Annotated in this window: 24 protein-coding genes; 17 read left to right on the top strand and 7 right to left on the bottom strand. The window is 75.7% G+C overall.

The features are described 5' to 3' along the window. The first annotated feature begins 136 nt into the window (after positions 1–136). The gene (locus BJY14_RS44195) at positions 137–1,885 is read left to right on the top strand and encodes an alpha-amylase family glycosyl hydrolase (RefSeq protein WP_179849053.1); all 1,749 of its coding nucleotides are present in this window, start codon (positions 137–139) and stop codon (positions 1,883–1,885) included. Positions 1,886–1,911: 26 nt separating this feature from the next. Here BJY14_RS44195 and BJY14_RS44190 read toward each other — a convergent pair whose 3' ends face one another. From BJY14_RS44190 to BJY14_RS44180, 3 genes are read right to left on the bottom strand one after another with little or no spacing between them, the layout of a single operon-like run. Then, entirely contained in the window at positions 1,912–2,703 is a 792-nt protein-coding gene (locus tag BJY14_RS44190; RefSeq protein WP_179849052.1) for an SDR family NAD(P)-dependent oxidoreductase, read from the bottom strand. A gap of 11 nt (positions 2,704–2,714) precedes the next feature. Next, positions 2,715–2,864 (bottom strand): hypothetical protein, encoded by a 150-nt coding sequence (locus tag BJY14_RS44185; protein ID WP_179849051.1) that lies wholly within the window; start codon positions 2,862–2,864, stop codon positions 2,715–2,717. Next, positions 2,861–4,708: a hypothetical protein gene (locus BJY14_RS44180; protein WP_179850024.1), complete on the bottom strand. Its 1,848-nt coding sequence runs from the start codon at positions 4,706–4,708 to the stop codon at positions 2,861–2,863. The genes BJY14_RS44185 and BJY14_RS44180 overlap by 4 nt, the downstream gene beginning before the upstream one ends. 159 nt (positions 4,709–4,867) lie before the next feature. Between BJY14_RS44180 and BJY14_RS44175 the strand changes: the two genes are divergently transcribed. Together BJY14_RS44175 and BJY14_RS44170 are read left to right on the top strand one after the other, a co-directional pair. Then, positions 4,868–5,293, top strand: a complete 426-nt coding sequence (locus BJY14_RS44175) for a cupredoxin domain-containing protein (RefSeq protein WP_179849050.1) — start codon at positions 4,868–4,870, stop codon at positions 5,291–5,293. Between the two features lie 3 nt (positions 5,294–5,296). Continuing rightward, positions 5,297–6,610 (top strand): hypothetical protein, encoded by a 1,314-nt coding sequence (locus tag BJY14_RS44170; protein ID WP_179849049.1) that lies wholly within the window; start codon positions 5,297–5,299, stop codon positions 6,608–6,610. Between the two features lie 45 nt (positions 6,611–6,655). Here BJY14_RS44170 and BJY14_RS44165 read toward each other — a convergent pair whose 3' ends face one another. Beyond that, positions 6,656–7,180 carry a pyridoxamine 5'-phosphate oxidase family protein gene (locus BJY14_RS44165; RefSeq protein ID WP_179849048.1) on the bottom strand — a complete coding sequence of 175 codons (525 nt, stop codon included), beginning with the start codon at positions 7,178–7,180 and terminating at the stop codon, positions 6,656–6,658. Positions 7,181–7,280: 100 nt separating this feature from the next. Here BJY14_RS44165 and BJY14_RS44160 point away from each other — a divergent pair, with 100 nt between their 5' ends. Further along, the gene (locus tag BJY14_RS44160) at positions 7,281–7,751 is read left to right on the top strand and encodes a PPOX class F420-dependent oxidoreductase (RefSeq protein WP_179849047.1); all 471 of its coding nucleotides are present in this window, start codon (positions 7,281–7,283) and stop codon (positions 7,749–7,751) included. Here the strand turns inward: BJY14_RS44160 and BJY14_RS44155 are convergent. After that, positions 7,748–10,069 carry an ATP-binding cassette domain-containing protein gene (locus tag BJY14_RS44155; RefSeq protein WP_179849046.1) on the bottom strand — a complete coding sequence of 774 codons (2,322 nt, stop codon included), beginning with the start codon at positions 10,067–10,069 and terminating at the stop codon, positions 7,748–7,750. The two genes, BJY14_RS44160 and BJY14_RS44155, sit on opposite strands and share 4 nt — an antisense overlap. Before the next feature lie 61 nt (positions 10,070–10,130). Between BJY14_RS44155 and BJY14_RS44150 the strand changes: the two genes are divergently transcribed. Then, on the top strand, positions 10,131–11,084 hold the full coding sequence (locus tag BJY14_RS44150; protein WP_179849045.1) for a helix-turn-helix transcriptional regulator: 954 nt from the start codon (positions 10,131–10,133) through the stop codon (positions 11,082–11,084). Between the two features lie 122 nt (positions 11,085–11,206). Then, positions 11,207–11,578, top strand: coding sequence for a VOC family protein (locus BJY14_RS44145; protein ID WP_179849044.1), 372 nt, complete (start codon positions 11,207–11,209; stop codon positions 11,576–11,578). A 161-nt stretch (positions 11,579–11,739) separates the two neighbouring features. Here the strand turns inward: BJY14_RS44145 and BJY14_RS44140 are convergent, their stop codons facing one another. After that, positions 11,740–13,116, bottom strand: a complete 1,377-nt coding sequence (locus BJY14_RS44140) for a cytochrome P450 (protein WP_312879766.1) — start codon at positions 13,114–13,116, stop codon at positions 11,740–11,742. Positions 13,117–13,178: 62 nt separating this feature from the next. Here BJY14_RS44140 and BJY14_RS44135 point away from each other — a divergent pair, with 62 nt between their 5' ends. Next, a complete protein-coding gene (locus tag BJY14_RS44135) occupies positions 13,179–13,955 on the top strand; it encodes an IclR family transcriptional regulator (RefSeq protein WP_179849043.1) in 777 nt (258 codons plus the stop codon). Here the strand turns inward: BJY14_RS44135 and BJY14_RS44130 are convergent. Continuing rightward, positions 13,952–14,857 (bottom strand): LysR family transcriptional regulator, encoded by a 906-nt coding sequence (locus tag BJY14_RS44130; RefSeq protein WP_179849042.1) that lies wholly within the window; start codon positions 14,855–14,857, stop codon positions 13,952–13,954. The genes BJY14_RS44135 and BJY14_RS44130 overlap by 4 nt on opposite strands. A gap of 84 nt (positions 14,858–14,941) precedes the next feature. On the opposite strand from BJY14_RS44130, the gene BJY14_RS44125 reads away from it, so the two are divergent. The 10 genes from BJY14_RS44125 to BJY14_RS44080 all read left to right on the top strand — a co-directional run bounded on the left by BJY14_RS44125 (position 14,942) and on the right by BJY14_RS44080 (position 23,551). Continuing rightward, positions 14,942–16,000 (top strand): aminotransferase class V-fold PLP-dependent enzyme, encoded by a 1,059-nt coding sequence (locus tag BJY14_RS44125; RefSeq protein ID WP_179849041.1) that lies wholly within the window; start codon positions 14,942–14,944, stop codon positions 15,998–16,000. Positions 16,001–16,083: 83 nt separating this feature from the next. Beyond that, on the top strand, positions 16,084–17,109 hold the full coding sequence (locus BJY14_RS44120) for an NAD-dependent epimerase/dehydratase family protein (RefSeq protein WP_179849040.1): 1,026 nt from the start codon (positions 16,084–16,086) through the stop codon (positions 17,107–17,109). Positions 17,110–17,146: 37 nt separating this feature from the next. Beyond that, the gene (locus BJY14_RS44115; protein ID WP_312879765.1) at positions 17,147–17,854 is read left to right on the top strand and encodes a glycosyltransferase family 2 protein; all 708 of its coding nucleotides are present in this window, start codon (positions 17,147–17,149) and stop codon (positions 17,852–17,854) included. Beyond that, a complete protein-coding gene (locus BJY14_RS44110; RefSeq protein ID WP_179849039.1) occupies positions 17,851–18,525 on the top strand; it encodes a TIGR04282 family arsenosugar biosynthesis glycosyltransferase in 675 nt (224 codons plus the stop codon). The genes BJY14_RS44115 and BJY14_RS44110 overlap by 4 nt, the downstream gene beginning before the upstream one ends. Then, on the top strand, positions 18,522–19,130 hold the full coding sequence (locus BJY14_RS44105; RefSeq protein WP_179849038.1) for a class I SAM-dependent methyltransferase: 609 nt from the start codon (positions 18,522–18,524) through the stop codon (positions 19,128–19,130). Before BJY14_RS44110 ends, BJY14_RS44105 begins: the two co-directional genes overlap by 4 nt. Further along, positions 19,127–20,281 (top strand): molybdopterin-dependent oxidoreductase, encoded by a 1,155-nt coding sequence (locus BJY14_RS44100; RefSeq protein ID WP_179849037.1) that lies wholly within the window; start codon positions 19,127–19,129, stop codon positions 20,279–20,281. The genes BJY14_RS44105 and BJY14_RS44100 overlap by 4 nt, the downstream gene beginning before the upstream one ends. Continuing rightward, on the top strand, positions 20,278–20,757 hold the full coding sequence (locus BJY14_RS44095; RefSeq protein WP_179849036.1) for a hypothetical protein: 480 nt from the start codon (positions 20,278–20,280) through the stop codon (positions 20,755–20,757). The genes BJY14_RS44100 and BJY14_RS44095 overlap by 4 nt, the downstream gene beginning before the upstream one ends. Continuing rightward, entirely contained in the window at positions 20,754–22,160 is a 1,407-nt protein-coding gene (locus BJY14_RS44755) for a hypothetical protein (RefSeq protein WP_218905871.1), read from the top strand. Before BJY14_RS44095 ends, BJY14_RS44755 begins: the two co-directional genes overlap by 4 nt. A gap of 57 nt (positions 22,161–22,217) precedes the next feature. Continuing rightward, positions 22,218–22,820 carry a DUF6058 family natural product biosynthesis protein gene (locus BJY14_RS44085; protein ID WP_179849035.1) on the top strand — a complete coding sequence of 201 codons (603 nt, stop codon included), beginning with the start codon at positions 22,218–22,220 and terminating at the stop codon, positions 22,818–22,820. 278 nt (positions 22,821–23,098) lie between these two features. Then, entirely contained in the window at positions 23,099–23,551 is a 453-nt protein-coding gene (locus BJY14_RS44080; RefSeq protein WP_179849034.1) for a DoxX family protein, read from the top strand. The last annotated feature ends 4 nt before the right edge of the window (positions 23,552–23,555 follow it).

Here is a 23,555-nt window from a genome sequence, read left to right as displayed (position 1 = left end):
CGGTGAACGAGATTCCGGGCGGCATGTGACACGGCGCCCCTGCCCCGGCCTGACACGGGCCCTCCTTCTGTTCGAAGCCTGGCCGCCGGACCGTCAAGGCGGCGATCACCTGCAGTGAATCATTCATCTTCGGGCAGTGACAAGTAGGGCGGGCGGGACTGGTCCGGCGAGCTCTCGCATGCCTATAGTCATCACCATGATCGAGTCTCCGGACCCCTCCCGGAACGCCGGTCCGTCCGTGCCCGCCCCCGAGGCCGGCGCACCAGAGTCCATCGCCGCCACCTCACTTGAGAAACCGGCGGGGCGCCGTTATCACCCCTCACCGGAGGACTGGCGAGCGGAGATCTTCTATTCGATCGTCACGGACCGCTTTCAGGCCACCGAACCGATCGCGGCCGAAGGAGACCGCGCGGACGGGACCTCGCGCCACGGCGGAGACCTGCGCGGACTGACGTCCCGGCTCGGCTACGTTCACGATCTCGGCGCCACCACCGTCCAGCTGTCGCCGGTGGCGCTCAACGGATCCGGCGCCTACCACGGCTACGCCCCCGTGCACTTCATGGCCGTGGACCCGAGGCTGGGCGAGCTCGCCGAGCTCCGCCGCCTCGTCGACACCGCCCACCGCCTCGGCCTCCGGGTCGTCCTCGACCTCGTCCTCAACCACGCCGGACCCGTCTTCGACTACGCGGACGGCAGCAACGCATGGAAGGGCACCCGGGAGGCGGCCGACGTCGCGGCGAACGGCATCGCGGTCCTGCCGATCGAACTCGCCTCACCTCAGCATTTCTCCCGGCGCGGCGTCATCGACGACTGGGAGGACACCGACCAGGAGACGCAAGGCGACTTCCCGCCGGACTACCGCAGGCTCGCCACGGAAAATCCCCGGACCCGGGAACTGCTCCAGTACATCGCCTGCTGGTGGATCAAAGAAACCGACATCGACGGTGTGCGCCTGGACGCGATCCGGCACATGGACCGCACTTTCATCCAAGATCTCAGCTCGGCCGTCAAGAACTATGCGCGTTCGCTGGGGAAATCGAATTTCGCGGTCATCGGAGAACACGCCAGCAGTGATGACACGCTCATCGCCTCCTGCTTCGAGTCCGGGGTGAGCGCCATGTACAACTACGGCGAATACCGGCGGCAGAACCGGGCACTTCACGGGTGCGGGCCCGCCCGCCTACTGGAGCACAGCTTCGAGATCGCGGCGAAGGCGTTCGGCGGCGACCACGGATCCACCGTCAGGTTCATCGACAACCACGACCTCTACCGGTTCCTCAGGGACGGCGAACCACTGGAACGACTCCGCGTCGGCCTGGCCTTCGTTCTCTTCTCGCTCGGCATTCCCATGCTCTACTACGGTACCGAGAGGGGATTTCGGCAGGCGTCCGGAAGGCTCGATCCGGAGAATCTCGCAGATCCCGCCGATCCGGGAAATCGGGAGGACATGTTCGCGGCGGGGAAATTCGTCTCGGCGAGTTCCGCCGGCGACGGGTTCGACCGGTCGTCGCCGGCGTTCGGTTGGACGCGGCGGCTGATCGAGATCCGCCGGCGGCATGCCGCGCTGCGCTTCGGGGAGCAGGAGGTGGTCTTCTCCGATCCCGGCGGGCCCGGGATCTACGCCTTCGTGCGCCGCCACCGCGAGGGGTCGGCGCTGGTCGTCCTCAACACCGCCGACCGGGCCCGCCGCCTGGACCTCTCAGCGCTGGACCTTTCGACGGACGTGGAACCAGGGGGTCCGCTGGTGGACATCCTCGATCCCGGCCTCCCCGCGCCGGTCGGCGGACCAGGGGACGGCCCGCTGCGCATGACGGTGCCGCCCTTCGGGGTCAGCGTCCTCATGCAAGACCCAGAACACCTGAAGCCACGGCCAGGGTCGCAGTAGCCGCCCGGCCCGTTCCGGGGGGTGCTCTAGTGGGCGGAGAAGCCGCCGTCGACGAAGATCGACTGGCCGGTGACGTAGGCGGCCGACGGCGAGGCCAGGAACACCGCCGCGCCGGCGAAGTCGTCCGCCAGGCCGTTGCGGCCGGTCATCGTCCGCTCGGCGAGCGCCCGGACCTTCGCCGGGTCCGACGACAGGCGCGCGTTCAGCGGCGTCATCACGAAACCCGGGACCAGGGCGTTGGCGGTGACGCCGCGGGGCGACCACGCCTCGGCCTGCGACCGGGCCAGCGCCACCAGCCCCGCCTTGGACACCCCGTAGGCGCCGCTGGTCACCGACGCCCGGAACGCCTGCTGCGAGGCGATGTGGATGAGCCGCCCGAAGCCGCGCTCGGCCATCCCCGGCCCGAACCGCTGCCCGAGCAGGAACGGCGCCTCCAGGTTCACCGCCATCGTGGCGTCCCACACGTCGGTGCCGAGCTCGTCCATCGGCGGCCGCAGGTTCACCCCCGCCGCGTTGACCAGGATGTCGGGCTCGCCGAACGCCGCCGCCGCGGCATCGGCGGCCTCGGCGACCGCGTCGCGCGACCCCAGGTCGGCGCTCACCGCCGCCGCCCGGCAGCCGTGCCCCTCCAGCTCACGGACGGTCGCCGCCAGCTCGGCCTCCCGCCGCGCCACGACCACCACCGAGGCCCCGGCCCGCGCGAGCGCTCCGGCGATCGCCCGGCCGATCCCTGAGCTGCCGCCCGTCACCACCGCGACCCTGCCCTCCAGCGAGAACAGCTCGGACAGGTACGGGACGGGAGACGGCCGGTCGTTCATGACCGCAGAGTCTACGGGGCGTCCGGCGGGTCGTCGTCGCCGCGGCGGCGGTCCCGCCACACCACGAACACGATCACCGCGACGACCACGAAGGTCGGCACGAAGAACGGCACCGCCGTGATGATCGGATGGGACGCCAGCACCCCGTCCGGCGCCGTCACGCGCCCGCCCCCGCGCGCTCCCCGTCCCGTCCGGCGGCGGGCCCGGGACGGTCCGGCAGCCGCCGCGCGATCCGCGCCACGCCCCAGCCCAGCGACAGCACCAGCGCCAGGGTGCACAGCAGCACCACCGCCGAGCACGCCGCCCACAGCCAGCCCGGCACGTCGGTCTTCAGCTCCCGCTGCAGGATGGTCCGCTCGCCCTGCAGGTCCCGGGTGAAGCGCGGCGGAGCGGGCAGCTCCTTCGCGCCGATCGCCGGGTCGTCGGGCAGGTAGACGGGGACGCCCGCCAGCGTCCGCCCGTCGTGGACGCGCACCAGCGTCTTCCACTCGCCGTGCAGCGGCATCGGCCCGCTCGTGCGGTAGACGCCCTCGCGCACCTTCACCAGGCGGTCGACGTGCAGGCCCTGCCCCTGCCAGCCCGTGACCGTCACCCAGGCCGGGCCGTCGACGGCGTCGGCGGGGGAGAACTCGACGCGGGCCTCGGCGGTGCGGTGCGCGGCGTCGCCGCGGACGCCGGTGAGGGTGACGGTGGCCGTGCGGCCCTGCGGGACCGAGACGACCAGGCCGTTGGCGACCGCCGCCGCCACCGCGAGGATCGCCGCCGCGAACAGCCCGCGCGCCACCGCCGGCCGCGACGACCTGCCGTGCAGCCCCTCGGCCAGCAGCGCCCCGCACACGCCGCCCGCGACACCGCCGGCCACGGCCATCGCCATGCCCTCGGCCACGATGTCCGGCGTCCACGGCAGCCGGAACGCCACCTGCCCGTAGGCGTACTCGGCGCCGAACCCGGCGGTGCCGATCAGCACGCCCGACACCGCGCCCAGCGCCAGCGGCCGCCGCGCCAGCACCAGCGCCGCGATCTCCACGCACAGCGCCTCGGCGAAGTACAGCGGCACCGCCGCCCACAGCTCCCCGATCACCCCGCCGACCAGGACCGACACCCCGCCGCGCACCACCATGTAGAACAGCACGGCGAACACGGCGCCGCCGCGCCCGGCCCACAGCCGCGCGGCGACCAGCGCGCAGCCCGCCGCCAGCGCGATCAGCAGCGGCTGGTGGACGAGCCGGAACTGCGGCACCCCGAAGTCGTACTCGGCCTGGAACACCGACAGCCCGATCAGCAGCCCGCCCGCGTGCATGCAGCGCCGCGCGTACCGCAGCCATCCCGGCGGCCGGCCGGTGTCGCCGCAGGCCCGGCGGCCCTCCCGCTCCAGCACCATCATCGCCACCAGCGACAGGCCCGCCCCGCCGATCAGCATCAGGTGCGTGGGCCCCCACAGAGTGACGTCCTGGCCGAAGATGCGGTGCCACACGTCGTCGAGGGGGAACCCCAGCAGCGCGTAGAAGCCGGCGCCGGCCAGCAGCACGCCGCCCGCGGGGGCGTGCCAGTCCCGCGTGATCCGCAGCGACGCGGCCCCGGGGCGCTCGCCCCTGGGCAGCACGACGGCCAGGACACCGGCGGTGAAGATGCCGAACAGTCCGACCAGGATGGGGTAGTGGGCGATGTTGGCCAGCGGCCCCTCGTCCCGGCCGTGCGAGATGTGCAGGGAGATGTCCCAGTACATTCCGAGGAGCGCGACCATCAGCGACACCATCGCGACCGGGATCGGCAGCGCCGCCCACCCCGGGGTGCCGCGGCCCGGGCCGCGCGTCGCGAGGTCGGCCGCCCTCGCCAGGACGGTGATGCGGCCGCTGCGATGCCCCCAGCCGAGCACCAGCAGCGCCGCCGTCAGCGCGGCCGCGGCGCCGGAGGCGATGAGGATCTGGTCGAGGGCGGCGCCGCCCGCCGGCTTGGCCGGTGCCGCGGCGAGCCGCGCGCCCGCGCCGCCGATCGTCGCGCTCATGCCCGTCACGTGCTCCAACACCGCTGCTCCCTCGACGCGCGAACCGGGACGTCCCTCAACCGAACAGGACGAACCCCTGGCCGGAGTATGCCACTTCCCAATGTGTCATTGTCTAGTGTCACAATTTGTGGTGTGCGACACCGGAACGGAAGGGGACACATGCGGCGGCGGACACGAACCAGAGCGACCACGGCGCTGATCGCGGCCGCGGCGGCGTTGGCGGCCGCGGCCGCCTGCGGCGAGCCCGCGCCCCGGACCCCGCCGGCCGCGCGGTCCGGCTCACCCGCCGCGCCGGGAAGCGCCCCGGCCGCGTCCGGGCCGTCCGCCGTCCGGATCACCGTGACCGTGACCGGCGGGAAGGCCCACACCGCGCGGCGCCGCGTGAAGGTCCCGCGCGGCGCCACCGTCGAGATCACCGTCACCGGCGACACCGCCGACGAGTTCCACCTGCACGGCTACGACCGCGAGCTCGAACTGCGCCCCGGACGGGCGGCCACCCTGCGGTTCACCGCCGGCACCCCGGGCGTCTTCGAGGCCGAACTGCACCACTCCGGCGCCCGCGTCCTCGAACTCCAGGTCGGGTGACCCGTGCACGTGCTCGCCCACGGGCTCGGCGGCCGCACCGACCTGCCGCTGGACGCCGTCGCCGCCATCGCCGGCGGCGGCCTGGCCGTCGCGGCCTCCTTCCTCGCCCTCACCGCCGCGTGGAAGCGGCCCCGCCTCCACCCCGGCGCCGGACGCCCGCTGCCGCCCGCCCTCGCCCGCGCGCTGGACTCGACCGCCCTCACCGCGGCCGGACGCGCTCTCGCCCTGGCCGCGGCCGCCCTGGTCGTCGCCGTCGCGTTCGCCGGACCCCCCTCCGACGCCCGCAACCTCGCACCGTGGGCGCTGTTCGTCACGTTCTGGGTCGGCCTGGTCCCCGCCAGCGTCCTGCTCGGACCCGTGTGGCGGCGCGTCAACCCGCTGCGGACCCTGCACGCCGCGCTGTGCCGCGCCACCCGCACCCCGCCGTCGGGGCGGCGCCCCCTGCCCGCCCGGCTCGGCTACTGGCCCGCGGCCGCCTGGCTCACCGGATTCGTCTGGCTGGAACTGGTCGCCCCGCACCGCTCCGACCCGCGCCTGGTCGGCGCCCTCATCCTCGCCTACGCCGCCGGGAACCTGACCCCCGCCTGGTGGTTCGGCCGCGACTGGTTCACCCGCGGCGACGGGTTCGAGGCCTACTCCAGCCTGCTGGCCCGCCTGTGCCCGATCGGGCGGCGCGGCGACGGCGCCCTCGTCCTGCGCACCCCGCTCACCGGACTGATGAAGGGCGACCCCGAACCCGGCCTCACCGCGACCGCCTGCGTGCTGATCGGCTCGACCGGATTCGACGGCATCACCCGCACCACCTACTGGCGCGACAACGTCGACCCCGCCAGCGTTCCCGCCGGCACCCTGGGGCTCGCCGCCGCCGTCGGCGCCGTCGCGCTGCTGTACGTCGCGGCGCTGACGCTCAGCGAACGGCTGACCCGCCACGACCCCGCCCTCCCGCACACCCGGTCCTGGCCCGCGCGGTTCGCCGCCACCCTGCTGCCGATCGCCCTCGGCTACACCCTCGCCCACTACTTCTCGTTCTTCGTCCTGGAGGGCCAGACCACGTTCATCCTCGCCGGCGACCCCTTCGGGACGGGCCTGAACCTGCTCGGCTCCACCGGCAACCGCGTCGACTACGACCTCGCCGGACCCACCCTCATCGCGCAGGTCCAGGTCAACGCCATCGTCCTCGGCCACATCTGTGGCACCATCGCCGCGCACGACCTCGCCCTGCGCGGCCCCGGCCCGGCCGCGCGGGCGCAGCTGCCCGTCGCGGCCGTCATGGTCGCGCTCACCTGCGCCGGCCTGTTCGCCCTGCTGAGCGGCTGACCGCCGAGCCGGCATGCCCGCCGGTCGGCGCCGTGGTCAGCGGGGTCAGCGCGCGAACGTCCACCGCATCGCGCCGAACGGCTCCACCGTCCCCACCGTGAACACCGTGTGGAAGGCGATCCGGTAGAGGTGCCACGGCGGCCGGCCCGCGCTCTGCGCGCTGTAGGGCGCGGTGAACGCCTCGCCCTCCACCCGCGCCGGCCATCCGCCGTCCCGGTAGCCGGCCGCGACCGCCTCCAGGACGGCCGGGTCGGTGACGCGCTCCGCCTCGCCCTCCAGCACCACGTCCCCGACAGGGGTGCGGACCGAGACCGTGCACGCCGGGTTCGCCATCAGGTTCCGGGACTTGCGCGTGCCGGGCCCGCTGACGACGTACAGGTCCCCGTCGTGCCACAGCGCGCCGACGCCCGCCGAGTGCGGGCGCCCGTCCGGGCGGACCGTGCCGAGGAACACCGGCGTCTCGGCCTTCGGCAGCGCCGCCTCCAGCGCCTCCCGCACGCCGTCCCACGCCAGCTCTCCGGCGCCGTAGATGTCGAGGTCGCGCGCCTCGACGGGATCGCGGTCGCTCATCGTCGTCCTCCCTTGGGAAGCGGCCTGCCTGGAGCCTTCGAAGAGGTAGACGGCGGGGCGGAGGGGAACTCATCGGTGCCGGGTTCCTAGAGTTGCGTGCATGGCTCCTTCGATCGCCACCGCGAACCGCGTGGACCGCTCCGAACTGCTGGAGTTCCTGCGTCCCCGCCACCACGCGCTGCTGTCCACCGCCCGCGCCGACGGGCGGCCCCAGATGTCGCCGGTGACGTGCGGCGTCGACGGCCAGGGCCGCGTCGTCGTCTCCACCTACCCCGAGCGGGCCAAGGCCCGCAACGCCCGCCGTGACGCGCGCGTGTCGGTGTGCGTGCTGTCCGACGACTTCAACGGCCCCTACGTGCAGGTCGACGGCACCGCCGAGGTCATCGACATGCCCGAGGCCGCCGACGCGCTCGTCGACTACTACCGCTGCATCGCCGGGGAGCACCCCGACTGGGACGAGTACCGGGAGGCGATGCGCCGCCAGGACAAGTCCCTGATCCGCGTCACCATCGAGCGGTGGGGGCCGATCGCGACCGGCGGCTTCCCCGCCCGCCTGGTCCCCGACAACTAGCGGCGCGCCGCGGCCTGCCCGGGCAGGCCGCGGCGCAGGAACCGCGCCGTGACCGAGGACGGCGCCTCCAGCAGCGCGGCGGGGGTTCCCTCGAACACGACCTCGCCGCCGTGCCGGCCCCCGCCGGGCCCGAGGTCGACCACCCAGTCGGCGTGCTTGACCACCTGCGGGTCGTGCTCGACGACGATGACGGTCCCGCCGCCGTCCACCAGCCGGTCCAGCAGCGCCAGCAGCGCGCCGACATCGGACATGTGCAGGCCCGTCGTGGGCTCGTCCAGCACGTAGACGGTGCCGGCGCGGTGCAGCCGGGTCGCCAGCTTGATGCGCTGCCGCTCGCCGCCCGACAGCGAGCCCAGCGGCCGCCCGAGCGTCATGTAGCCGAGCCCCACGTCGTCCAGGGCCCGCAGCCGCGCGGCGATCGAACGTTCGGCGCGGCCGGCGTCCCCGCCGGGGGCGCCGGCGGGCTCGGCGAAGAAGGCCAGGGCCTCCTCGGCCGTCATCGCCAGGACGTCCACGATCGTGCGGCCGCGCAGCGTGTGCGCGAGGACCTCCGGACGGTACCGGCCGCCCCGGCACGCCTCGCACGTGGTGGTGACCGGATCCATGAACGCCAGGTCGGTGACGATGACGCCGTTGCCGTCGCACTCCGGGCAGGCGCCCTTGGAGTTGTGGCTGAACAGCGCCGCGCCGGCGCCGCTCACCCGCGCGAACAGCCGCCGCAGCGGGTCCATCACGCCGACGAAGGTCGCCGGGCTGGAGCGGCGCGACGCCGCGATCGCCGACTGGTCCACCACGACCGCGCCGGGGTGCCGCGCGGCGAACTCGTCCATGACCAGGGTGCTCTTGCCCGACCCGGCGACGCCGGTGACCGCCGTGAGCACGCCCGTGGGGAACCGCACCGTCACGTCCTTGAGGTTGTGGGTGCGGGCGCCGGCCACCGCCAGCCAGCCGTCCGGCTCCCGGAACGCGGCCTTGACCGGCGACGCGGCGCCCAGCGCCCGGCCGGTCGGCGTCGGGGCCGCGCGCAGCCCCGCGACCGTCCCGGCGAACAAGACCTCTCCGCCGTGCACGCCCGCGCCGGGCCCCATGTCGACGACGTGGTCGGCGATGGCGATCACGGCGGGGTCGTGCTCGACCACCAGCACGGTGTTGCCCTTGTCGCGCAGCCGCAGCAGCAGCGCGTTCAGCCGGTCGACGTCGCGGGGGTGCAGGCCCGCGCTGGGCTCGTCGAAGATGTAGGTCATCCCGGTCAGGCTGGACCCCAGGTGCCGGACGACCTTGAGCCGCTGCGCCTCCCCGCCCGACAGGGTGCGGGTCGGCCGGTCCAGGGACAGGTAGGACAGGCCGATGTCGGCGAGCCGCCGCAGCCGCGCGACGGCCTCCCCGGCGACCCGCGCGGCGACCGGGTCGGTGATCTCGCCGAGCGCGGCGACCAGGTCGCCGACCTCCATCCGGGACATCTCGGCGATGCCGCGGCCGCCGACGCGCGAGGCCAGCGCCGCGGCGTTGAGCCGCGCCCCGCCGCAGGCCGGGCAGGTGTCCTCGCGCACCACGCGGCGGGCCGCGTCGCGCACCTTGGGCGGCAGGGACGCCAGGTCCCGTTTCAGGTACAGCCGGTCGAACCGCTCGATCACGCCCTCGTAGGCGTTGTGGCCCATCGACCCGGTCCTGTTGCGGCGCGGCACCCGGAACCCCTTGCCGTGCAGGAGCAGGTCCCGCTCCTCGGGGGTGAAGTCCCGCAGCGGCTTGTCCGGGTCGAACAGGCCCGACTCGGCGTACAGCTGCCACACGAACGTCCCCACCTCGAACGGGGGGAAGTTCACCGCGCCCTCGTTCAGCGACCGCCCGGTGTCCAGGAACAGGTCCAGGTCCACCCGCGCGACGTGCCCGAGGCCGTCGCATTCGGGGCACATGCCGCGCGGGTCGTTGAAGGAGTAGGCGGCGGCCTCCCCGGCGCTGGGCGTGCCGTGCCGGGAGAACAGGACCCGCAGGACGGGGGAGATGTCGGTGATGGTGCCGACCGTGGAGCGGGCGTTGCCGCCGATCGGCCGCTGGTCGACCACGACCGCGGGCGTGAGGCGGTCGATGACGTCGGCGTCGGGCCGCTCACGGCGGGGCATCCGGTCGCGGGCGAACCAGCTGAGCGTCTCGTTCAGCTGCCGCTGCGACTCCGCCGCGACCGTCCCGAACACCACCGACGACTTGCCCGACCCCGACACCCCGGTGAACACCACGAGCCGGTCCTTGGGGATGCGCAGCGAGACGTCCTTGAGATTGTTGTTCCTGGCGCCGGTGATGACGATGTGGTCCCCGTTCATGGCCGCCACGCTAGGCGGCAAAGAGGCCAGAACCTGACCGCATTCGCCGCATACTGGGGGTATGTCGTCCGAACGTTTGCTGCGGCTGCTGTCGCTGCTGCAGACCCGCCGGGAGTGGAGCGGGCCCGAGCTGTGCGAGCGCCTGTCGGTCAGCCCCCGGACCGTGCGCCGCGACATCGAGCGGCTGCGCGGCCTCGGCTACCCGGTGCACGCCACGCTCGGCGCGGCCGGCGGCTACGTGCTGGAGGCCGGCGCCGCGATGCCGCCGCTGCTGCTGGACGACGAGGAGGCCGTCGCGATCGCCGTCGGGCTGCGCGCCGCCACCGGGGGAGCGGTCGAGGGCATCGCCGAGGCGTCCGTGCGGGCCCTGGCCAAGCTCGAACAGGTCCTGCCCGCGCGGCTGCGGCGCCGCGTCACCGCCCTGCACGCCGCCACCACCACGCTGGGCTCCCCGCCCGCCGGGCCGGTCGCCGCCCCCGAGACCCTGACGGTGCTGGCCGCGGCGTGCCGCGACCACGAGCGCGTCCGCTTCGCCTACCGCGGCGCCGACGACCGGGAGACCCGGCGCCTGGTCGAGCCGCACGGGCTGGTGTCGGCGGGGCGGCGCTGGTACCTGGTCGCGTTCGACGCCGGCCGCGACGACTGGCGGATCTTCCGCGTCGACCGCGTGTCCGGCCCGCTGCCGACCGGCGTGCGGGTCGCGCCGCGCGAGCTGCCCGCCGCCGGCACGGCCGAGTTCGTCACCCGCTTCATGGCCGGGACGCACCCGGCGACGCGGGCGGTGCTGCTCGTGCACGCGTCCGCGCGGGAACTGGCCGACCGGTTCCGCGTGACCGAGGGCGAGGTCGAGCCGGTCGACGACCGCACCTGCGTGCTGCGCACCTCCGCCGACTCCCTGGAGTGGACGGCGCTGCGCATCGCCTACCTCGACATCGACTTCGAGATCCGCGAACCGGCCGGGCTGCGCGACCGCGTGGCGGCCATGGCCGAGCGCCTGGCCCGCGCCGCCCGGTGAGCGAGCCGGCCGGGCCGCCTCGACCGGTACGCGAACGCCGCGAGAGCGTTCCCGGTACCTGACAGAAGATGTCAGCTTCCCCTGGGAGCCTGGGAACACACCGACCACGAAGGAGCCCATAGATGCCTGGTATCGCCGAATTCGTCGCCGTCACCCTCGACTGCCCGGAGCCGCCCGTGCTCGCCGCGTTCTACGCGGCGGTGACCGGAGGCGAGGTCACCTACGACACCCCCGAGGCCTCCGCCGTCAAGCTGCCGGGCGGCATGGACGTCTACTTCCAGGGCGTCGCCGGGCACCGGCCGCCCACCTGGCCCGAGGGGGACCGCCCCCAGCAGTTCCACCTCGACTTCTACGTCGACGACCTGGACAAGGCCGAGGAGACCGTCACCGGCCTCGGCGGCGCCAGGCCCGGCTTCCAGCCCGGCGGCGACCGCTGGCGCGTCCTGACCGACCCGGCCGGGCACCCCTTCTGCGTCTGCCTCCGCCAGAACTAGGTTGCGTTTCGCAGTCCCGGCCCACTCCGCTCGCCTGGCGGCTCGCTACGTGACCGTGCCTGGGCGAACGCGATCTGCCCGGTTCCGCTCGCCTCCGGCTTCGCGGCACCGGGCAGGTCACGCGTTCGCGCGCGTGGACGAGGTCACATCCCAGGCGCTAGCTAGCCGAGCACTCGCACCGGTACGCCGCCGCGGGGGCGCATCGCGGTCACGCTCGTCGGCGTGGCGGCGGTGGAGACCAGCGACAGCCGCGTGCGGCGCAGCAGGCACGCCAGCATCGTCTTGATCTCCACCGTCGCCAGCGTCGAGCCGATGCAGCGGTGCGGGCCGCCGCCGAACGGCAGGTACGTCGCCGGGGTGGTGGGACGGTACAGCTCCGAGGAACGGTCCCACCGCTCGGGCCGGAACCGTCCCGCCTGCGGCCACGCCTCCGGCATCCGGTGGGTGACGAACGGGGAGTAGAACACCATCGCCCCCGCCGGGACCCGGTGCCCGCCGTAGGAGAAGTCCTCGACCGGGACGCGGGCGCTGAGCACGGCGGGCGGGAACAGCCGCAGCGTCTCGTTCACCACCCCGTCCAGGTACTCCAGCGCGGGCAGGTCTGCGGCCTCGACCGGCCGGTCGCCGACCACCTCGGCCACCTCCCGCCGCGCCCGCTCCTCGGCCTCCGGATGGGCCAGCAGCGCGTGCACCGCCCACGCCATCGCGGCGCTGGTGGTGTCGTAGCCGGCCGAGATGAGGCTGATGACCTGGTCCTGGAGCTCCTGGCGGGTCAGGCCCGCGCCGTCCTCGTCGCGCGAGGCCAGCAGCATGCCCAGCACGTCGTCGTACTCGCCGCCCTCGCGCAGCCGCCGCTCGATCTCCTCGTCCACCCGCGCGGCGACCAGCGCCCGCGACGCCGCGACGCGCCGCATGTAGGGGTTGGGCACCGACCGCAGCACCATCTGCAGCACGAAGTTGCGGTCGACCGCCGCGAGCGCGACCTGGAGGCGCCGCCCGATCACCTCGCTGTCGGCGGCGAGCCCGTCGCCGAACAGCACCTCCACCGTGCTGCGGCGGATCACCGCGCGCAGCTCGGCGTAGGCGTCCAGCGTCCGGCCCGGGCGCCAGGACTCCAGCGCCACGTCGGTGTTGGCCGCGATCCGCGCCACGTACCCGGCGACGCGCCGGTGGTGGAAGGCCGGCTGGACGAGCCGGCGCCGCCGCCGGTGGTCGGCGCCGTCGCTGACGATCAGCGCGGTCTCCCCGTTCACCGGCACCAGCAGGTCGAACGCCTCCCGCCACCGGAACAGGCCCGAGTTGGCGAACACGAACGCGTTGGCGTCGGGGCCGAACAGGTGCACGAACGGCATCCGGCGCGTCCCGACGACCGCGACCGGGCCCGCCTCGGCGTGCAGGCGCAGCAGGCTCGCGCACGGGTTGCGCGTGAACCCGATCCCGTGCCGGACCGTCAGCGACGGCGAGGGGCCCCGCGCCCTCCCGCCCGCCGTGCGGGCCTTGCGGGAACGGGGCGCGCGTACCGGGGTGTCGGGTGCCACGCGCCCCACTATCGCACGCCCCCCGCCGTCCCCGCGCCGGGAGCGGTGGGAGGATGGGATCCGTGACGGACGACCGAGCGGAAGGGACGCAGCAGCCCAAGCCGGGCACGCAGACGGTGGACCGCTCCGTGGCGGTGCTCCGCTCCTTCGAGGGCGCCGCCCGGCAGACCCCCACCCAGATCGCGCACCGCCTCGGCCTGTCGGTCAGCACCGCGCACCGCATCGTCCGCGCCCTGCACGCCACCGGGATGCTCGCGCAGGACCCCGCGACCGAGCGGTACTTCCTCGGCCCCACCACCGCCATCCTCGGCCGCCTCGCGCTGGAGCGGATGGGCGCGACCCTGCTGCAGCCCGAGCTGACCGCGCTGCGCGACGGGACGGGCGAGTCGGTCAGCCTCGGCGTGCGCGCCGGTGACGAGGTCGCGGTGCTGCTGCACCTGCCGTCGGTCCACCCGCTGCGCTACGACCAGCCGCCCGGCGACCGCAACCCGGTCCACGCGTGCGCGATGGGCAAGGCGCTGCTGGCCTTCGACGGCGACCCCGTCGCGATGGACGAGCCGTACGCCCGCCACACCCCCGCGACCCTCACCACCCGCGCCGGTCTGGAGGCCGACCTGCGGGCCGTCCGCGAGCGCGGCTACGCCGTCAACGACGAGGAGCGGCTGGCCGGGGTCCGCGCCGTGGCCGCGCCGGTCCGCGACGGCGGCGGGCGCGTGTTCGCGGCCGTCGCGCTGCAGGGCCCCTCGGTGCGGTTCGGCGACGACGCGATGCCCGCCCTGGCCGCGGCGGTGATGGCGGCCGCGAGCCGCCTCACCGACCTGCACCGCCACCTGTCCTAGCCGTCGCCCGCCCCGGCCGTGCCGGCGGCGGCCAGTTCGTCCAGCAGCGCCGCCACCGCGGGAGGACGCGGGCCTGCCGCGACGACCGCGCTGACGCGGCGGCTGCCGACACCGGGCACGTCGGGCAGCGCCACGCCCGGCTCGGAGTGCAGGCCGAGCGCCAGCCCCGGCAGCGTCGTCACGGCCAGGCCTTGCGCGACCAGCCGCTGGATCGCGACATGATCCTCGGTGGCGAACGCGATGTCGGGGACGAACCCCGCCCTGGCGCACGCCCACCGGAGATGGTCGCGGCACCGCGCGCAGCCCGACGCCCACGTCTCCCCGGCCAGGTCCTCCAGCCGCGGCCGCCGCGCCGACGCCAGCGGATGCGCGGCCGGGACCAGCAGCCGCAGCGGGTCCTCGCACAGCACCACCTCCCGGAACCGCGCGTCGGTCTCGGGCGGCATGGACACGTGCCGGAACACCACCGCGACGTCGGCCTCCCCGGCGCGCAGCAGCGCCAGCGCCTCGGGCGGCTCGGCGTCCACCAGCGTCACCGACACCCCCGGCGCGCGGGCCCGCAGCCGGGCCAGGGCGCCGGGCATCAGCCCGCCCGCCGCCGTGGGGAACACCGCGGCCCGCACCCGCCCGGCGCGCAGCCCGGCGATCGCCGCGATCCGCTCCTCGGCGTCGCTCATGCGGGCCAGCACGTCCTCGACGTGCTCGACCAGGACCCGGCCCGCCTCGGTCAGCCGCACGCCCCGGCCGTGCCGGACCACCAGCGGGGTGCCGACCTCGGCCTCCAGGCGGGCGATGTGGTGCGACACCGCGGGCTGGGTGTAGGCCAGGGACCGCGCGGCGGCGGTCATCGACCCGAGCCGCGCCACCTCGCGCAGGATCCGGCCCCGATGCAGGTCCAGCATCGCCGCAAGGTATCAACGCCATTGATGGGACGCCAAGAAAACCGTACTTTGCGCTATGGCGCACCGGTGTCCCACGATCGGGACATGACCCTTTCCCTGCCGGAGGCGCAGCGCGAGTTCGGCGCCGGCGTAGCCTTCCTCAACACCGCCACCTACGGGCTTCCGCCGCGCGCCGCGCACGAGACCATGCTCGCCGCCGAGCGCGACCGCGCCGCCGGGATCCTGGAGCCCGGCGCGCTGGACGAGGCGGTCACCCGGTCCAGGGAGGCGTTCGCGCGGCTGCTCGGCGTCCCGGCCGATCGCGTCGCGTGCGGCCCGCAGGTCTCCTACTTCACCGGGCTCGTCGCGGCGTCCCTGCCCGCCGGCGCCGAGGTCGTCGTCGCCGACGGCGACTTCACCTCGCTGCTGTTCCCGTTCGCCGCCCGCCCGGACCTGAGCGTCCGGCCGGTCCCGCTGGAGCGCATCGCCGAGCACGTCGGCGCGGGCACCGGCCTGGTCGCGGTGTCGGCGGTGCAGTCCGCCGACGGCCGCATCGCCCCCATGGACGAGATCATCGAGGCCGCCCGCGCGCACGGCGCCCGCGTCCTGCTGGACGCCACCCAGGCCGCCGGATGGCTCCCGCTTCCCGCCGGCCGCGTCGACTGGCTGGTCGCCGGCGGCTACAAGTGGCTGCTCGGCCCGCGCGGAACCTGCTTCCTGACCGGCACCCGCGAGGCCCTGGACGCCCTGCCCGCCATCGGCGCCGGATGGTACGCCGGCGCCGACATCTGGGACTCCGTCTACGGGCTGCCGCTGCGCCTGGCCGGCGACGCCCGCCGCCTGGACCTGTCCCCGGCGTGGCAGTGCTGGGCCGGGCAGGCCCCCGCACTGGAACTGCTGGAACGGGTCGGGATCCCCGCGATCCACGACCACGACGTCGCGCTCGCGCGCCGGTTCGCCGCCGGCCTCGGCCTCCCGCCGGGCGACTCGGCGATCGTGTCGCTGCCCGTCCCGGACGGCACCGCCGACCTGCTGCGACGCAACGGCGTCATCGCCGCCGTGCGCGCCGGGCGGCTGCGCTGCGCGTTCCACCTCAGCACCACCGAGGCCGACGTCGACAAGGCCGCCGGGCTGCTCGCCCCCCTCGTCCCCGCCGCCGGGTGAAGTTCTTACAAGGTTCGAACAAGGTGCCTTGACCGGCCCGTCCCGGCGGTCCCGGACGCGCCCCGCGCCCTACGTTCGTGCGCATGAACGTACTGCTCACCGGGTCGGCCGGATTCATCGGCTCGCACATCGCCGAGGCGCTGACCGCCGCCGGCCACCGCGTCCGCGGGCTCGACACGCGCCCCGACGGGCTCGGCGACCCGCCCGCCGACGTCCGCGACGCCGCCGCGGTCGCGCGGCGGCTGGAGGACGTCGACGCCGTCTGCCACCAGGCCGCCAAGGTCGGCCTCGGCGTGGACGTGTCCGACCTGCCCGACTACACCTCCGTCAACGTGCAGGGCACCGCCGTGCTGCTGGCCGAGATGGCGCGCGCCGGCGTCGGCGCCCTCGTGCTGGCCTCCTCGATGGTCGTCTACGGGGAGGGCGCCTACACCTGCACCGTGCACGGCCTCGTCCGCCCCGGGCCCCGCCCCGAGGACGCGCTGCGCGCCGGCCGGTTCGAGCCGCCGTGCCCGGCGTGCGGGGAACCGCTCACCCCCGGCGCCGTCGGCGAGGAGACCCCGCCCGGCCCCCGCAACGTCTACGCCGACACCAAGCTCGCCCAGGAGCACCTGGCCGCGTCCTGGGCCCGCGCGACCGGCGGTACCGTCGCCGCGCTGCGCTACCACAACGTCTACGGGCCGCGGATGCCGCGCGACACCCCCTACGCCGGCGTCGCGGCGCTCTTCCGGTCGCGGCTGATGGACGGCCTGGCGCCGCTGGTGTTCGAGGACGGCGCGCAGCGCCGCGACTTCGTCCACGTCCGCGACGTCGCCCGCGCCGGCGTGCTGGCGCTGGAGCGGGCCGCGGCCGCGCCGCCCGAGCCCGGCGGCCTGCGCGCCTACAACATCGCCAGCGGCGACCCCCGCAGCGTCGGTGCCATGGCCGGCGCCCTCGCCGACGCGTTCGGCGGCCCCCGGCCCCGTGTCACCGGGGACTACCGGCTCGGGGACGTCCGCCACATCGTCGCCCGGCCCGACCGCGCCCGCCGCGAGCTCGGCTTCCGGCCGGCGGTCCCGTTCGCCGAGGGCATGGCCGAGTTCGCCCGCCCGCACGTCACCAGTTCGTAAGGGTCGCCGCCCCATCACCGAAAGTAGCGTCTGAGCCGTGATCGATGTGGTTCTCCCCTGTCTCAACGAGGCCGAGGCGTTGCCCTGGGTACTGGACCGGATGCCCGAGGGTTTCCAGGCCCTGGTGGTCGACAACGCCTCCACCGACGACTCCGCGCGCGTCGCCGCCGACCACGGCGCCCGCGTCGTCGCGGCGCCGCAGCGCGGCTTCGGCGCCGCCTGCCACGCCGGGCTGCGGGCCGCCCGGACCGAGGTCGTGTGCGTGATGGACGCCGACGCCTCGCTGGACCCCGCCGACCTGCCCCGCCTGGTCGCCGCACTCGACGACCTGGAATCCGGCGGCCTGGAGCCCGGTGGCCGCGCGCTGCCGTCCAGCCCGCCGCCCCCCGGCCTGGTGCTGGGGCGGCGGAGGCCGACCGGGCCGGGCGCGTGGCCGCCGCACGCCCGCCTGGGCAACGCCGTGCTCGCCCGGTCGCTGAACCGGCGCGCCGGGACCCGGCTGCGCGACCTCGGGCCGATGCGCGCCGCCCGCCGCGACGCCCTGCTCGCCCTCGGCCTGAGGGACCGCCGCTTCGGCTACCCCCTGGAGATGGTGCTGCACGCCGCCCGCGCCGGATGGCGCATCGGCGAGATCGACGTCCCCTACCGGCCCCGCACCGGCGCCTCGAAGGTGACCGGGACGCTCGGCGGGACGGTCCGCGCCGTCCGCGACATGCGCCGCGTCCTGGCGGAGGTCGCCCGATGACCGGCGCACCCGCGACCGGCGCACCCGGAACCGGCGGCGCCGACCTCCTCGTCATCGCCAAGCAGCCTGTCCCCGGCCGGGTCAAGACGCGCCTGACCCCCGCCTACACTCCCGCCGAGGCCGCCGCGCTCGCTGAGGCGTCCCTGCGCGACACCCTCGCCGCCGTCGCCGCCGCACCGGCCGGCCGCCGGGTCCTCGCGCTCGCCGGCGACCCTGGGCCGTGGCTGCCGGATGGCTTCACCGTCATCGCCCAGCGCGGCGGCGGCCTGGACGAGCGCCTCGCCCACGCCTTCGCCGACGCCTACGCCGGCCGGCCGCTGGTGCTGATCGGCATGGACACCCCCCAGGTCACCCCCGCGCTGCTCGACCGCGCCCGCCGCGCGCTCGGCCGCGCCGACGCGGTGTTCGGCCCCGCCCGCGACGGCGGGTTCTGGCTGCTCGGGCTGCGCCGGCCCGCCGCGGCGCTGCTGCGCGGTGTCCCGATGTCGCGCCCCGACACCGGCGCGGTCCAGCTCGCGCGGCTGCGCGCCGCCGGCCTGCGGACCGCGACGCTGCCCGAGCTCACCGACGTCGACACCCCCGCCGACGCCGCGGCCGTCGCCGCCGCCGCGCCGGGCGGCCGGTTCGCCGCCGCCGTCGCGGCCCTCGGCCACCGGACCGTCCCGGCATGATCGGCGAACTGTACGAGGAGGCGCTGCGGGGCCGCGCCCCCGTGGAGATCGAGCACGCCGACGGGCGCCGCCGGCCGCTGCCGGTGCACGACTGGCTCGCCGTGCGGCCCGGCGACGGCGGGCTGCTGCGCCGCTGCGCGGGCGCCACCCTGGACGTCGGATCCGGGCCGGGACGGCTGACGGTGGCGCTGGCCCGCCGCGGCCTGCCGGTGCTGGGCATCGACCTGGCCCCCTCCGCCGTCGCGCTGACTGTCGCGGCGGGCGGCCCCGCCCTGTGCCGCGACGTGTTCGGCCGCGTGCCCGGCGCCGGGCGGTGGCGCACCGCGCTGCTCGCCGACGGCAACATCGGCATCGGCGGCGACCCCGCCGCGCTGCTGCGCCGCGTCCTGGCGCTCCTGGAGGTCGGCCCGCCCGGCACGGCGTCCCGGGTCGAGCCGCTGCGGCTGCGCTCGGACCGGTCGGTCGGCGAATGGTTCCCCTGGGCGCACGTGTCCGCCGACGCCGTCGCCGCGCTGGCCGCCGCGTGCGCCGCGACCGTGACCGAATCCTGGGAGGACGCGGACCGGTGGTTCGTCACCCTGCGCTCCAGGGACGAGCGCCCATGAGACCTCCACTCGACAGGTACAGGCCGCCCGCGCCCACCGCCGTGCTGCGCGGTGTCCCGGGACGGTTCACCAGCCGCCTGCACGACGAGCGGGTCGCCTCCTGGCTCGGCATCGCCCTGGGCGCCAGCGTCCTGGTCTCCTTCGGGACCGGGCTGGTCAGCCACTTCATGCAGCATCCCGCCGGATGGATGCTGTGGCCCTCGCGGCCGGTGAACCTGTACCGGGTCACCCAGGGCGTGCACGTCATCGGCGGGCTGGCGACCGTCCCGCTGCTGCTGGCCAAGCTGTGGACGGTCTACCCGCGGCTGTGGCAGTGGCCGCCGGTCCGCTCGCTCGTCCACGGCGCGCAGCGGCTGCTGGTGTTCGTCCTCGTCGCCGCCGCGCTGTTCCAGTTCGTCACCGGTGTCCTGAACGTCGCGTACTGGTACGCGTTCCGGTTCTACTTCACCACCGCGCACTACTGGACGGCCTACATCCTGGTCGGCGCGCTGGTCATCCACATCGCCGACCAGTGGGCCAAGGCGCGCCGCACCGTGATGACCCGCCCCGAGGACGGCGTCGGCCGCCGCGGCTTCCTGCTCACCGTCGCCGGCGCGAGCGGCGTCGTCGCGCTGACCACGGTGGGGGAGGCGGTCACGCCGCTGGCGCCGCTGGCGGTGCTGGCGCCCCGCCGCCCCGGCACCGGGCCGCAGGACGTCCCGGTCAACAAGTCGGCCGCCGCGACCGGCGTCACCGCCGAGGCCCGGGACCCCCGCTGGCGCCTCACCGTCACCGGCCGGGTCGCGCGAGAGGTCACCCTGTCCCTGGCCGACCTGGCCGCGTTGCCCCAGCACACCGCGCGGCTGCCCATCTCCTGCGTGGAGGGGTGGAGCGTGGAGGCGGACTGGCGGGGCGTGCGGCTGCGGGACGTCCTGCGCCTGGCCGGCGTCGCCGACGACGCGCAGGTGCGGGTCGAGTCGCTGCAGCGCCAGGGCCTCTACCGCACCTCCATGGTCGCCCCGCCGCACTGGCGCGACCCGCTGACGCTGCTGGCCCTCGGCCTGAACGGCGCGCCCCTGGCCCTCGACCACGGCTACCCCTGCCGCCTCATCGCCCCGAACCGGCCCGGAGTCATGCAGACCAAATGGATCCACCGGCTGGTGGTGTCGTGAACGCGGGGACCCTCACCAAGGCGGCGGCGTACGCGGCGGGCCTGGCGCTCATCGGCCTCGGGCTGCGCGGGATCGTGGACGAAGTTCCCCTCGCCGGGTGGGCGAAGTGGTTCGCCGGCGCGGCCGTCCTGCACGACGCCGTCCTGGTCCCGGCGGTGCTCGCCGCGGGCGCGCTCACCGGCCTGGTGCCCGCGGGCCAGCGCCGCGTCGCGCGCGCAGCGCTGGTCATCGGCGCCTGCGTGACCGCGGTCGCCATCCCCGTCGTGCTGGGGTACGGGCGCCGCCCCGACGAGCCGTCCCGCCTTCCGCTGCCCTACGGCCGCAACCTGGCGATCGTGCTGGGCGTCATCGCCGCCGCGGCGGCCTGCGTCATGGCGGCCCGCGCGGTCGCCGCACGCCGCAGGGCCGGGCGCGCCGGCGGGCGCGGCGGAGCGACGCGCGCCCCGCGCCCCTCCCGGAAAGGGGCGCGGCGATGACGCTCACCGAGGCGCACGGCCCCGCGAAGACGGCCGAGAGGCGGGCGGGGCGCCGATGGCCGGGGTGGGTCGCCGTCGCGGTGTGGGCGGCCGGGATCGCGGCGGCGTTCGCCGTGGGCTGGTACCTGCGGCGCGCGGGCCTGGCCACCGAGGACCCGCTGCCCCCGCTGCACGCCCGGGCGCGGGGGTGGCCGCCGCCGGTCCGGCGGCTCCTGCCCGCGGCCGCCGTCGCGGCCCTGGCCGTGGCGGCGCTGCCCGCGCTCGCGGCCCGGCTGCCGTGGCGGGCGCTGCCGCCGGCCGCGTGGGCGGCCTCCGCCGCGTGGACGGTGGCCCTGGCCGCCTGCGACGGATGGGACGCGCTCGCCCGGCCGCTGGACGCCCCGACCGAGTACCCGGCGGGCCTGGCGCAGCTGCGCCCCGACCCGTCGGCCTGGCTGCGGACCTTCACCGAGCGGCTCGGCGGCTACACCACCCACGTGCGGGGGCATCCGCCGCTGCCGATGCTGGTGCTGTGGGCGCTGGAGAAGGCCGGCCTCGGCGGCACCGGGTGGGCGGCGGCGCTGATCGTCGCGGCGGGGACGTCGGCGGCGGCGGCGATCGCGGTGACGGTGCGGTGCCTGGCGGGGGAGCGGGCGGCGCGGGCCGCGGTGCCGTTCCTGGCGCTGGCGCCGCTGGCGGTGTGGATCGCCACGGCGATGGACGCGTTCTTCCTGGCCGTCGGGGCCTGGGGCACGGCCCTGCTGGCGCTCGCCGCGCGCGGCGCGCGAAGACGGGCGCTCGTCCCGGCCGCGGCGGGCGGGCTGCTGCTGGGGTGCCTGCCGTATCTGAGCTACGGGCTGCTGCCTCTGTTCGCGGTGCCGCTCGCGGTCGTGGTGCTCGGCCGTCCCCGGCTCCGGGTCCTCGCGGCCGCAGGCGTCGCGCTGGCGGTGGTCCCGGCCGCGTTCACGCTGCTGGGGTTCTGGTGGCCCGACGGCGTCCGCGCCACCCTGGACACCTACCTGGTCAGCCGCGGGTCGGCGCAGCGCTCCTACGCCTACTTCCTGTTCGCGAACCTGGCGGTGCTGGGCCTGCTGACGGGCCCGGCGGTGGCGCACGCGCTGCCGCGCACGCTGGCCGAGCTGTGCCGGGGCGCCCTCTGGCGGGGCGTGCTGGGACGGGGGGCGCGGGCCCGTTCGGCCGCTCCCGCGGCGGCGGTGGCGGCGCTGGCGGGTGCGGCGCTGATCGGCGTGCTGGTCCTGGACGCGTCCGGCGTCACGCGCGGGGAGGTCGAGCGGATCTGGGTGCCGTTCGCCGCCTGGCTGACGGCCGCCGCCGCCGTCGACCGCCCCCGGGTGCGGGCGTGGCTGGCGGCGCAGGCGGTGACCGCGCTGGCCGTCCAGGCGCTCGTGCTGTCCCCCTGGTGAGCGCCGCGCGGTGACGTTTCGGCGGATGCCGAAACGACCCCGGGCTAGCGTGCGCGCATGAGCGACCCCGAGTTGAAGGCGCGGCTGGCGGCACGGTTCCGGGAGGTCAACGGCGACCATCCGATGACCGCCGCCGACGACGCCTACGTCACCGCCTGGTTCACCGACCTGGAGGACCTGTGCCGCGCCGCCGGCCGCGACACCGACCAGGTGCGGCGGCTGATGCTGGCGGGCAGGCTGCCCCTGCCCGGCTACCTGCGCTCCGACGGCGCGCAGATGGTGCCGCGGGACCTGTTCGACCTCGCCGAGCAGGCAGGGGGCCTGGACGCGATGGAGGGCTGGTTCCTCGCGCACTGGGACGACCCGGCCACCGCCGAGGGGGAGTGGGCCGCCTACCTGGACGGGCAGTACGTGTGCCTGCGCTCGGTGACGCCCCGCAACATCCGGTACAAGGACGCCCTGGTCACCGCGATCGAGGCGGCGCCCGCGGAGCCGGACGCCGGGACGCCGGCGTGGACGCGGCGCCTGCACGCGCTGGTCGACGAGCTCGACGCGCTGGAGCCGCCGTTCACCGCCTACGACCGGCTGCGGTTCGCAGGCCCGGTGTCGCGGGACCGCTGCATCGACGCCGTCCGCGCCCGCCATCCGCGCAAGGAGTAAACCCCCGCCCCCCGTCCCGCCGGGGAAGCCGTCACCGCCCAGAGCGGCGAGCCGGGGCGTCGTGCCCGGCCTCGCGCGGCGCCGCGGCCGCCTTCTCGCCCCGGCCGGTGTCGCGGGCTCCGATCAGCGTGGTCATGCCACGTCCACCGGCTCTCACCTGCACTGATACCGCCGCAGAAAATTATCTGGAGAAATCCTGGGCCGGATGTCGATCCGGCGGGGGTCCGTGCGACGCGTCTGTGAAGGCCGATGAGACAGCGCACGGAAGGACCACCGCCATGAGCGCCCAGACCCACACCACCACCCCCGTCACCACCCCCCGCAAGACCAACGCCCGCGCCTCCGCCGGGGACCGACGCACGCTGCGCAAGGTGCTGTGGGGCGCGCAGATCCTGCTCGCCGCGTTCCTGCTCGTCGCCTCGGCGCTGCCGAAGTTCGCCGGCCAGGCCGACGCCGTCAGGACCTTCGAGGAGATCGGCTGGGGCCAGTGGCTGCGCTACGTGACCGGCGCCGTCGAGGCCGCGGGCGCGATCGGGCTGGTCGTCCCGCGGCTGGCGGGGCTCGCCGCGGCCGGGCTGATCGGGCTGATGGGCGGGGCCGCCCTCACCCAGCTGCTGGTGCTGGAGCCGGCGTGGGCGCTGCTGCCCCTGGGGTTCGCGGTCGTGTTCGCCGCCGTCGCCTGGGACCGCCGCGCCGAGACCCGGCAGGTGCTGCGCCGGCTGACGCGCTGACCGG

The sequence above is a fragment of the Actinomadura luteofluorescens genome (assembly GCF_013409365.1).
Lineage (GTDB): Bacteria > Actinomycetota > Actinomycetes > Streptosporangiales > Streptosporangiaceae > Spirillospora > Spirillospora luteofluorescens.
This window is presented reverse-complemented; position numbering and strand designations above follow the sequence as displayed.

Excerpts from the sequence above, each read along its gene's own strand:
- BJY14_RS44145 (WP_179849044.1), top strand. The coding sequence starts at position 11,207 with ATGCCTGGTATCGCCGAATTCGTCGCCGTCACCCTCGACTGCCCGGAG.
- BJY14_RS44085 (WP_179849035.1), top strand. The coding sequence starts at position 22,218 with ATGAGCGACCCCGAGTTGAAGGCGCGGCTGGCGGCACGGTTCCGGGAG.
- BJY14_RS44110 (WP_179849039.1), top strand. The coding sequence starts at position 17,851 with ATGACCGGCGCACCCGCGACCGGCGCACCCGGAACCGGCGGCGCCGAC.
- BJY14_RS44755 (WP_218905871.1), top strand. The coding sequence starts at position 20,754 with ATGACGCTCACCGAGGCGCACGGCCCCGCGAAGACGGCCGAGAGGCGG.
- BJY14_RS44180 (WP_179850024.1), bottom strand. The coding sequence starts at position 4,708 with ATGAGCGCGACGATCGGCGGCGCGGGCGCGCGGCTCGCCGCGGCACCG.
- BJY14_RS44190 (WP_179849052.1), bottom strand. The coding sequence starts at position 2,703 with ATGAACGACCGGCCGTCTCCCGTCCCGTACCTGTCCGAGCTGTTCTCG.
- BJY14_RS44160 (WP_179849047.1), top strand. The coding sequence starts at position 7,281 with ATGGCTCCTTCGATCGCCACCGCGAACCGCGTGGACCGCTCCGAACTG.
- BJY14_RS44120 (WP_179849040.1), top strand. The coding sequence starts at position 16,084 with ATGAACGTACTGCTCACCGGGTCGGCCGGATTCATCGGCTCGCACATC.
- BJY14_RS44175 (WP_179849050.1), top strand. The coding sequence starts at position 4,868 with ATGCGGCGGCGGACACGAACCAGAGCGACCACGGCGCTGATCGCGGCC.
- BJY14_RS44155 (WP_179849046.1), bottom strand. The coding sequence starts at position 10,069 with ATGAACGGGGACCACATCGTCATCACCGGCGCCAGGAACAACAATCTC.
- BJY14_RS44165 (WP_179849048.1), bottom strand. The coding sequence starts at position 7,180 with ATGAGCGACCGCGATCCCGTCGAGGCGCGCGACCTCGACATCTACGGC.
- BJY14_RS44125 (WP_179849041.1), top strand. The coding sequence starts at position 14,942 with ATGACCCTTTCCCTGCCGGAGGCGCAGCGCGAGTTCGGCGCCGGCGTA.
- BJY14_RS44105 (WP_179849038.1), top strand. The coding sequence starts at position 18,522 with ATGATCGGCGAACTGTACGAGGAGGCGCTGCGGGGCCGCGCCCCCGTG.
- BJY14_RS44080 (WP_179849034.1), top strand. The coding sequence starts at position 23,099 with ATGAGCGCCCAGACCCACACCACCACCCCCGTCACCACCCCCCGCAAG.
- BJY14_RS44130 (WP_179849042.1), bottom strand. The coding sequence starts at position 14,857 with ATGCTGGACCTGCATCGGGGCCGGATCCTGCGCGAGGTGGCGCGGCTC.
- BJY14_RS44100 (WP_179849037.1), top strand. The coding sequence starts at position 19,127 with ATGAGACCTCCACTCGACAGGTACAGGCCGCCCGCGCCCACCGCCGTG.
- BJY14_RS44150 (WP_179849045.1), top strand. The coding sequence starts at position 10,131 with ATGTCGTCCGAACGTTTGCTGCGGCTGCTGTCGCTGCTGCAGACCCGC.